The following is a 9,317-nucleotide window of genomic DNA, read 5'->3' as shown; positions in this document are numbered from 1 at the left end:
GCCGGTCGACCGGGTGCGCATCGCCGCCGGGCGCGAACGCCGCCGCGCCAGCGGCGCGGGCGCCGAGGGCCCGGCCACGCCCTGGACCTGGGACGACGACCAGTGACCGACGCCACCATCCGCCTGTGGGGCCGCGACATCGGCGCGGTCAGCTGGCTGGAGGACCGTGACCATGCGGTGTTCCAGTACGTTCCGGAGTTCGTCGCCAGCGGCATCGCCGTCTCTCCACTGGTGATGGCGCCGAGCCTGGCCCCCTACGCCTTTCCCGAACTGCCCCGCGACGCCTTCAAGGGCCTGCCCGGCCTGCTGGCCGACTCCCTGCCCGACAAATACGGAAACGCCCTGATCGACGCCTGGCTGGCCCGGCAGGGCCGTGACGCCCGCTCGTTCAACCCGGTCGAACGGCTCTGCTACATCGGCACCCGCGGCATGGGCGCGCTGGAGTTCCACCCCACCCTGATGAAGGCCGCCCGCCGCTCGCGCCGGCTGCAGATCGAGGCCCTGGTCGACCTGGCCAACCAGGTCCTGTCGATGCGCCAGGACATGAAGGGCTTGCTGTCCGGCGAGGACGACCACGACACCCTCGAGGAGATCCTGCGGGTCGGGACCTCAGCCGGCGGCGCCCGCGCCAAGGCGGTGCTGGCATGGAACGAGGAGACCGGCGAGTTCCGCTCCGGCCAGGCCCCGGCGGGCGAAGGCTTCTCCTACTGGCTGATGAAGTTCGACGGCGTCAGCAACAACCGCGACAAAGAGCTGGCCGATCCGCAGGGCTTCGGCCTGATCGAATACGCCTTCTCCAGGATGGCCGCCGACGTCGGCATCGACATGGCCGAATGCCGCCTGCACCACGAGGGCGGACGCAGCCATTTCATGACCCGGCGCTTCGACCGCACGCCGGACGGCCGAAAGCTACACATGCAGTCGCTCGGCGCGCTCCGGCATTTCGACTTCAACGCCGCCGGCGCCTACAGCTACGAGCAGGCCGTCGAGACGATCCGCCTGCTCGGCCTCGGCGCGGTCGATATCGAGCAACAGTTTCGCCGCGCCGTCTTCAACCTGTTCATCCGCAACCAGGACGACCATGTGAAGAACATCGCCTTCCTGATGGACCGCTCCGGCGGCTGGCGGCTCTCCCCGGCCTTCGACGTCGGCTACGCCTACAATCCGTCCGGCCCCTGGACCAGCACCCACCAGATGACATTCAACGGCAAGCGCGATGGCTTCACCCTCGAGGACCTAGTCGCCTTCGGCGCTCATTGCGGCTTCAAGCGACGCAAGACCCTCGGCATGGTGGGGGAGATCGCCGACCGCGTCCGCGACTGGCGCGCCTACGCCGACGCCGCCAGCGTCCACGAACCCGACGCCCTCCGCATCGACCGGGCGCTGCGCCTGGAGCTCATCCCGCCGGCCCCAACCTCCCGAGGATGAAACTGAAGGTCTTTTCTGCGCCAATGGTGGTCTCTCCTTCATCACCACAAACAAGATGTTCCTGAAGCCTTGGATGCCAAGTCCTGACCGACGGCGCTTCAGAGCTTTGGTTCGGCGATAGTGGCCTGGTGCAGCCGGACGCCTGCGGCCTTCGGTCCGAGTTGCGCGGATCGACAGGTCATGGGAAACTGCTGGGATGTGGAACCTCCTCCGCACGATCATCATCGCCTTGGCGTTCGCTGGTTTCCTTGGCCAGTCAATGGCGCGCGCGACGCCTTTTCCTGTCGCGGCCGACACGGTCGAAATGTCCGCGGACTGCGCCGAGATGATGGTTGATCCCGTCGGGGAGGCCGACCACGATCGGCTGCCGTGCGATGACATGACGCCGGACTGCATCGCAAAGATGGGATGCGCCGCCGTATCGCCCGTCTTGGCGTCTGGACCCACGGTGTTCGGCCCGCTGGCCGGCTCCGGCTTGTCCTATAGCGGGGCGACGACCCGCCTTGACGGGACGACGCCCTCTCCCCTTCGATCTCCTCCAAAACCCCAGCTCTGAGACTGTCTTCGCGGGCTCGCCACACCGTTCCGGACGAGCCCTTTTCAAGCAGTTGAACCCCGCGGGCCATGGGCCAAGGGCGGGGTTCCGGAGCATATGCCGTGTTCAATTCACCCGCCGGTCAGGCGCGCCGCAGCGCGCGGGCCGCGCTCCTTGGCGCCGCCTTCGGTTGCCTCGGTCTGCTGACCGCCGGCCCCGGCCGGGCCGACCCCCTGACCTTCGAAGAGGCCTTGGCGAGGGCCGTTTCGGACGCGCCCTCCCTGCGCGCCAGCGCGCTCGGCATCGACGCCGCCCGGGCCTCGGCGACCGCCGCCGGCCAGCTTCCCGATCCCCGCCTCAGCTTCGGCCTCGACGGCTTTCCCGTCTCGGGGCCGTCGGCCGGCCGGTTCGACGGGATCATGATGACCATGTTCAAGGTCGGGATTCAGCAGGACCTGCCGAGCCGGGCCCGACGGCGCGCTGAACGGGAGGTCGCCGATGCCGACGTCGATGTGGCCCGGGCGCGAGCGGCCACCACTCTCTGGCAAGTGCGCATCGCCGCCGGAGAGGCGTGGGTCGATCTGCATTACGCCGAGCGCCGTCTGGCCGTCCTCGATGAACTGCTGGCCTCGCTCGAGCCGCTGTGGGATGCGGCGCCGAGCGGCGTGGCGGCATCGCGTCTCCGACCCGCGCAAGCGCTCGGGCCGGTCGAGTTGCAGGCCGATCTCGAGGACAGGCGCGACCGGCTGGAGGCGGATCTCGCCGCCGCGCGCGCCCAGCTGTCCCGCTGGACCGGCGATCCGGCGCCGAGGGCGGAGGGGCCGGTTCCGACGATCGATCTCGACCCCGGCGCGGTCGGCGCTCGCCTCGAGAACTTGCCGCCCCTGCGGGCCTACCAGGCCGCCGCCCGGCGGGCCGAGGCCGATGTCGATCTGGCCCGGGCGGGCCGGCGGCCCGACTGGTCGTTTGAGGTTGGATACGCCCGTCGCGATCCGATGTTCGGCGATCTTGTTTCCGTCGGAGCCAGCGTGCGCCTCCCACTGTTTCAGGCCAGCCGCCAGGAACCGTTGATCGCGGCCCGGTCCGCCGACGCCCTTCGCGTAACGGCCGAACGGGAGGCCGCCGAGCGCGCCCTGTTGGCGGCGTTCGAAAGCGATATGGCGCAGTATGCCTCGTCCCGCACCCGCTGGATTCGGGCGCGGGACGTGATCCTGCCGAACCTGCGCACGCGCGCCGATCTCGAGACCGCCAGCTACGCGGCGGGCGCCGCCGGCCTCGCGCAGATTCTCGACGCCTTCACAGCCCTGGCCAACGCCCGCCTCGTCGCGCTCGACCGCGAGGCCGAGGTGGCGCGGCGGGCGGTCCAGATCACCCTGACCTACGGGAGCGGCCAATGATGCGTTTCGATCGCAATCACCTCCGGTACGCAGCGGCGGCGGCCGGCCTGATCCTCCTCGGCGGCGCCTTTGGGCTGGGCTTGTCGAGGCTCGGTTCCGACCGCGCCGGGCCGGCCGCGACCGTCTCGGGGGACCGCGAAGTCCTCTACTGGTACGACCCCATGGTCCCGGACCAGCGGTTCGACCGGCCGGGCAAGTCGCCCTACATGGACATGGACCTGGTCCCCCGATACGCCGACGAGGCCTCGGACACCGGGGCCGGCGTTCGCATCGACCCCGCCCTCATCCAGTCGCTCGGCGCTCGCTTCGCCACGGTTCGATCAGGAACACTGGAGGGCGATGTCGCGGCGACGGCGGTCGTCGACTTCAACGCGCGCGACGTGGCCATCGTCCAGGCCCGCGCCGCCGGCTTCGTCGAACGCGTCTATGACCGCGCGCCCGGCGACGTCATCCGGGCCGGCGCCCCGCTGGCCGATCTGCTCGTGCCTGGGTGGGGCGGCGCCCAGCTTGAGTACCTCGCGCTCCGGCGCACGGGAGACGCGGCCCTCACAGCGGCCGCGCGCCAACGCCTCATTCTGTTGGGCATGCCCGAAAGCCTGGTCGCCGCGGTCGAACGCTCGGGCCGGCCCCGAACGACGGTGACGGTGTCCAGCCCCATTGGCGGAGCCATCCGCACGCTCGGCGTCAGGGCCGGGATGAGCGTGCCCGCCGGCATGACCCTGGCCGAGATCAACGGGCTTTCGACCGTGTGGCTCAATGCGGCGATACCGGAAGCCATGGCGGGCCGCCTGCGCGTCGGGCGCACTGTCGAAGTGACTCTGGCCGCCTTCCCCGGCGAGCGGATGACGGGACGGCTGATCGCCCTGTTGCCGGAAGTCGCGGGCGACAGCCGGACTGTGACCGCCCGCATCGAGATGGCCAACCGTGGGGCCAGGCTGCGACCGGGCATGTACGGGCAGATCGTCTTCGGCGGCGAGTCCGGGACCGCCCTGCTCGTCCCCTCCGAGGCGGTGATCCGCACCGGCCGGCGGACGCTCGTCATGCTGGCGCTGGAGGGCGGCCGCTATCAGCCCGCGGAGGTCCGGGTCGGCCGCGAAGCCGGAGGGCAGACGCAGATCCTCGCCGGTCTCAACGAAGGCGAGCGGGTGGTCGCGTCCGGGCAGTTCCTGCTGGATTCGGAAGCCAGCCTGTCGGGCGTGGAGGCGCGCAGCCTCGACCAGGCCGCCGCCGCCAGCCGGCCGGCCGCCGACGGGCCGGTCGTCCACCGGGCCAGCGGACGGGTTCAGGCGACCGCAGAGGGGACCATCACCCTCGCCCACGGTCCGGTGCCGGCGTTGCGGTGGCCGGCTATGACCATGACCTTCCGGCTTCCGGAGACGGTCGGTCAGGGCGTATCGATCGGAGACCAGGTCGACTTCACCTTCGAGGCGGCGGACGGCGAACCGACGGTGCGCAGCCTGACCCGCAAGGCAGCCGCCCGATGATCGCCGCCATCATTCGCGCGTCGGTCAGGGCGCGGATCTTCGTCCTGCTGGCCGCGCTCGCCCTGCTGGCGGGCGGGTTATGGGCTGTACGCAGCACGCCCGTCGACGCCTTGCCGGACCTGTCGGACGTCCAGGTCATCATCCGCACGGCCTATCCGGGCCAGGCCCCGCAGATCGTCGAGAACCAGGTCACCTATCCCCTGGCCACGACCATGCTGTCGGTGCCCGGCGCCCGCACGGTGAGGGGCTATTCGTTCTTCGGCGACAGCTACGTCTATGTCCTGTTCGACGAGGGGACCGATCTCTACTGGGCCCGGTCGCGGGTTCTCGAATACCTCAGCCAGGTCCAGTCGCGATTGCCCGAGACGGCGAGGCCGGCGCTGGGCCCGGACGCGACCGGGGTGGGCTGGATCTACGAGTACGCCCTGGTCGACCGAACCGGCCGGCACGATCTGGCCCAGTTGCGCAGCCTGCAGGACTGGTTCCTGCGCTATGAACTGAAAACCGTCCCCGGCGTGGCCGAGGTCGCCACCATCGGCGGCATGGTGCGGCAATATCAGGTCGTTCTCGATCCGGTGAAGCTCGCCGCCTTCGGCGTGACCCACCAGCAGGTGGTCGAAGCCATCAGGCAGGGCAACGCCGAGACCGGCGGCTCCGTGCTCGAGCTGGCGGAAACCGAATACATGGTCCGGGCCAACGGCTATCTGACCGATCTGGAGGACTTTCGCGCCGTCCCGATCCGGGCGGCGGCCGGCGGCGTTCCCGTCCAGCTCGGCGATGTCGCCACCGTCCAGATCGGGCCCGAGATGCGCCGCGGGATCGCCGAGCTGAACGGCGAGGGCGAGGTGGTCGGCGGGGTGGTGATCCTGCGATCCGGCGGCAATGCGCGGTCCGTCATCGCGGCGGTGCAGGAACGGCTCGAGACGCTCAAGTCGGGCCTGCCGCCCGGGGTCGAGGTGGTTCCGGTCTACGATCGGTCCGAACTCATCGATCGCGCGATCGAGAACCTCAGCACGAAGCTGATCGAGGAGTTCGTGGTCGTCGCCATCGTCTGCGGACTGTTCCTGTGGCACGCCCGCTCGGCGCTCGTCGCGATCCTGACCCTGCCGCTCGGCGTGCTGGCGGCCTTCATCCTGATGCATCTGCAGGGGATCAACGCCAACATCATGTCGCTGGGCGGCATCGCCATCGCCGTCGGCGCCATGGTCGACGCGGCGGTGGTCATGATCGAGAACGCCCACAAGCACATCGAGCGATGGGAACACGATCATCCGGACGCCCAGCTGAAGGGCGAGGCGCGCTGGCGGGTGATCACCGAGGCCGCCGTCGAAGTGGGGCCGGCGCTGTTCCTCAGCCTGGTGATCATCACCCTGTCCTTCGTGCCGGTCTTCACCTTGCAGGCCCAGGAAGGGCGGTTGTTTTCGCCCCTGGCCTTCACCAAGAGCTACGCCATGGGGGCGGCGGCCATCCTCTCCATCACCCTGGTGCCCGTGCTGATGGGATTCCTGATCCGCGGACGCATCCCGGCCGAGCACAGCAACCCGATCAATCGGGCGCTTGTTTTCGTCTATCGGGGACCGCTCGACTGGGTCTTGCGGCGGCCGCGGGCGACCCTGCTGATCGCCCTGATCGCTTTCGCCACCGCCGCCTGGCCCTTGAGTCAACTCGGCGGGGAATTCATGCCGCCGATGGACGAGGGCGACCTGCTGTACATGCCCACCGCCTTGCCCGGCCTGTCGGCCGCCAAGGCGTCCGAGCTTCTCCAGCAGACCGACCGTATGATCGCAACGGTGCCGGAGGTCGAAAGCGTGTTCGGCAAGGCCGGGCGGGCGGATACCGCCACCGATCCGGCGCCGCTGGTGATGTTCGAGACGACGATCCGCTTCAAGCCGCGCCATGAGTGGCGTCACGGCATGACGCCGGAACGGCTGGTCGAGGAGCTGGATCGCGCCGTCCAGGTCCCGGGCCTGACCAATGTCTGGGTGCCTCCGATCCGCAACCGGATCGACATGCTCGCGACCGGCATCAAGAGCCCCATCGGCGTCAAGGTCTCCGGCGCCGATCTCGCCGAGATCGACCGGATCGCCCAGCAGGTCGCCGCCGTCGCCGGCGCGGTTCCGGGAGTCAGCTCCGCCTTCGCGGAGCGTCTGACCGGCGGTCGCTACATCGACGTCGACATCGACCGCCTGGCGGCGGGCCGGTACGGGCTCAACATCGCCGATGTGCAGTCCATCGTGTCCGGCGCCCTGGGCGGAGAGACCATCGGCCAGACCGTCGAGGGCGTCGCGCGCTATCCGATCAGCGTGCGCTATCCGCGCGAAATCCGCGACAGCCTGTCGGAGCTGCGGGCCTTGCCGATCCTGACCCCGTCGGGACAGCAGATCACCCTGGGCTCGGTCGCGTCGCTGGATGTCGCGGATGGCCCGCCGATGCTGAAGTCGGAGAACGGCCGGCCGACCACCTGGGTCTATATCGACGTCCGCGGCCGCGACCTCGCCTCAGTGGTGGGCGACCTGCAGACGGTCGTCGCCGACGAGGTGGAGCTGACCCCGGGCGTCAGCATCGCCTACTCCGGGCAGTTCGAATATCTCCAGCGCGCGGCCGAGCGGTTGAAGATCGTCGTCCCGGCGACCCTGGTGATCATCTTCCTGCTGCTCTACCTGACCTTCGGCCGGCTGGACGAGGCGGCGCTGATCATGGCGACCCTGCCGTTTGCTCTGACCGGCGGCGTCTGGACGCTCTACCTGCTGGGCTATCACCAGTCGGTGGCGACCTCGGTCGGCTTCATCGCCCTGGCCGGACTGTCGGCCGAGTTCGGCGTGGTCATGCTGATCTATCTGAAACAGGCGCTGAAGGCCCGGGGGGACAACCCGGACCGCGCCGCTGTGGAAGCGGCCGTGCGTGAGGGCGCGCTGTTGCGGGTTCGCCCCAAGGCCATGACCGTGGCGGTCATTCTCGCCGGCCTGTTCCCGATCCTGATCGGGCACGGGGCGGGATCGGAGATCATGAGCCGCATCGCCGCCCCGGTCATCGGCGGCATGGTGACGGCGCCTTTGCTGTCCACGCTCGTTATCCCGGCGGGCTATCTGCTGCTGCGGCGGCGCAAACGCGATCAGACCCCTTCAACCTGAGGAGACCTTTCCATGAAGTACGCATTGATCCTGGGGGCCGGCATGGCGCTCGGCCTGGCGGCCTGCAACCAACCGCAGGAGACGCCGGCCGCCACCGGAAAGCCGGCGGCGGAGGCGTCTGACACGGCGGCCATGCCGATGACGGCTGATGCCGGCGTGCAGATCGGGACGGGGACCGGCGTGATCACCGCCGTCGACCCGGACGCCGGCACGGTGACCGTCGAGCATGGACCCATCCCCGGCGTCGGCTGGCCGGCGATGACCATGCGTTTCACTGCGTCGCCCGCCGTTCTGGAGGCCGCCAGCACGGGCGAGCGCATCGAGTTTGATGTCTCGGTCCGCGACGGTGTCAACGAGATCACAGCCATTCGGCCCGAGTGACGACGGCTCCGGCCGATCACGGGGGAACCCAGACGCAGACCTGCCCGCTGCGCCATATGGGGGTGCTCGGCCTCCAGCTCATGAAAGGACGGTCGCTCCTCCGGTGAGCGTGCGGCGAAGCCTGAAAAGAAGCCGATGACGAACGACTACAAGAAGAACAGCATCACCCTGCCGGGCTCGATCGCCATGGGGACCGGCGTGATGATCGGCGCGGGCATCTTTGCGTTGACCGGTCAGATCGCCGAGCTCGCCGGGCCGCTCTTCCCGCTGTCGTTCGTCGTGGGCGCGGTCGTGACCGCCTTCAGCGCCTACACCTACATCAAGATGTCGAACGCATTTCCGTCAGCGGGCGGCATCGGGATGATCTTGAGGAAGGCCTATGGGCCGACGACAGTGGCGGCCGGCGCCTCACTGCTGATGGCGCTCTCGATGGTCATCAATGAGAGCCTCGTTGCGCGCACGTTCGGGACCTACACGCTGCAGGCGTTCGGTGGCGACACCGACAGCGTTCTCGTGCCGGTTCTCGGCGTTGGGTTGATCATCTTCGCCTATCTCGTGAATGTCTCCGGCAACCGTTTGGTCGGGCTTTTCTCCATCGTCATGGCCGTGCTCAAGGTGGGTGGCATCGCGCTGTTCGGGGCGGCCGGTCTTTGGGCCAGTGGCCTCTCTTTCCAAGCCACGGGCGGAGACATGGGCGTCAGCGGGTTCGTGGCGTCCGTCGCTTTGTCGATCCTCGCCTTCAAGGGGTTCACGACCATCACCAACAGCGGCGCCGAGGTCACTGACCCGCACCGCAACGTCGGCCGGGCCATCATCTGGTCCATCGCCATCTGCGTCATCGTCTATCTGCTTGTCGCCTTCGCGGTCGGCTCCAGCCTGCCGCTCGACCGCATCGTGGCGGCGAAGGACTACGCGCTGGCCGAAGCAGCCCGACCCGCGCTTGGGCAGACTGGTTTCTACC

General features: G+C 69.1%; 7 protein-coding genes. All 7 read left to right on the top strand.

Features of this window, described 5'->3' with window-relative positions; genetic code table 11:
• Positions 1-102 precede the first annotated feature (102 nt).
• Positions 103-1,428: a type II toxin-antitoxin system HipA family toxin gene (locus RDU12_RS07930; protein ID WP_300292805.1), complete on the top strand. Its 1,326-nt coding sequence runs from the start codon at positions 103-105 to the stop codon at positions 1,426-1,428.
• Between the two features lie 196 nt (positions 1,429-1,624).
• Entirely contained in the window at positions 1,625-1,984 is a 360-nt protein-coding gene (locus tag RDU12_RS07925; RefSeq protein WP_300292803.1) for a hypothetical protein, read from the top strand.
• Between the two features lie 101 nt (positions 1,985-2,085).
• On the top strand, positions 2,086-3,360 hold the full coding sequence (locus RDU12_RS07920; RefSeq protein ID WP_308684400.1) for a TolC family protein: 1,275 nt from the start codon (positions 2,086-2,088) through the stop codon (positions 3,358-3,360).
• Positions 3,360-4,844: an efflux RND transporter periplasmic adaptor subunit gene (locus tag RDU12_RS07915; RefSeq protein WP_308684401.1), complete on the top strand. Its 1,485-nt coding sequence runs from the start codon at positions 3,360-3,362 to the stop codon at positions 4,842-4,844. The genes RDU12_RS07920 and RDU12_RS07915 overlap by 1 nt, the downstream gene beginning before the upstream one ends.
• Positions 4,841-7,975 carry an efflux RND transporter permease subunit gene (locus tag RDU12_RS07910; RefSeq protein WP_300289600.1) on the top strand — a complete coding sequence of 1,045 codons (3,135 nt, stop codon included), beginning with the start codon at positions 4,841-4,843 and terminating at the stop codon, positions 7,973-7,975. The genes RDU12_RS07915 and RDU12_RS07910 overlap by 4 nt, the downstream gene beginning before the upstream one ends.
• Before the next feature lie 12 nt (positions 7,976-7,987).
• On the top strand, positions 7,988-8,356 hold the full coding sequence (locus RDU12_RS07905; protein ID WP_300289599.1) for a copper-binding protein: 369 nt from the start codon (positions 7,988-7,990) through the stop codon (positions 8,354-8,356).
• A gap of 135 nt (positions 8,357-8,491) precedes the next feature.
• Positions 8,492-9,317, top strand: an 826-nt coding sequence (locus RDU12_RS07900) for an APC family permease (protein ID WP_308684399.1), incomplete at its 3' end; no start/stop codon positions are given.

This window comes from Brevundimonas sp. (assembly GCF_031082345.1).
In the GTDB taxonomy this organism is placed as follows: domain Bacteria; phylum Pseudomonadota; class Alphaproteobacteria; order Caulobacterales; family Caulobacteraceae; genus Brevundimonas.
The sequence above is the reverse complement of the archived record's forward strand: the minus strand, read 5'-3'. Positions and strand labels throughout refer to the sequence as shown.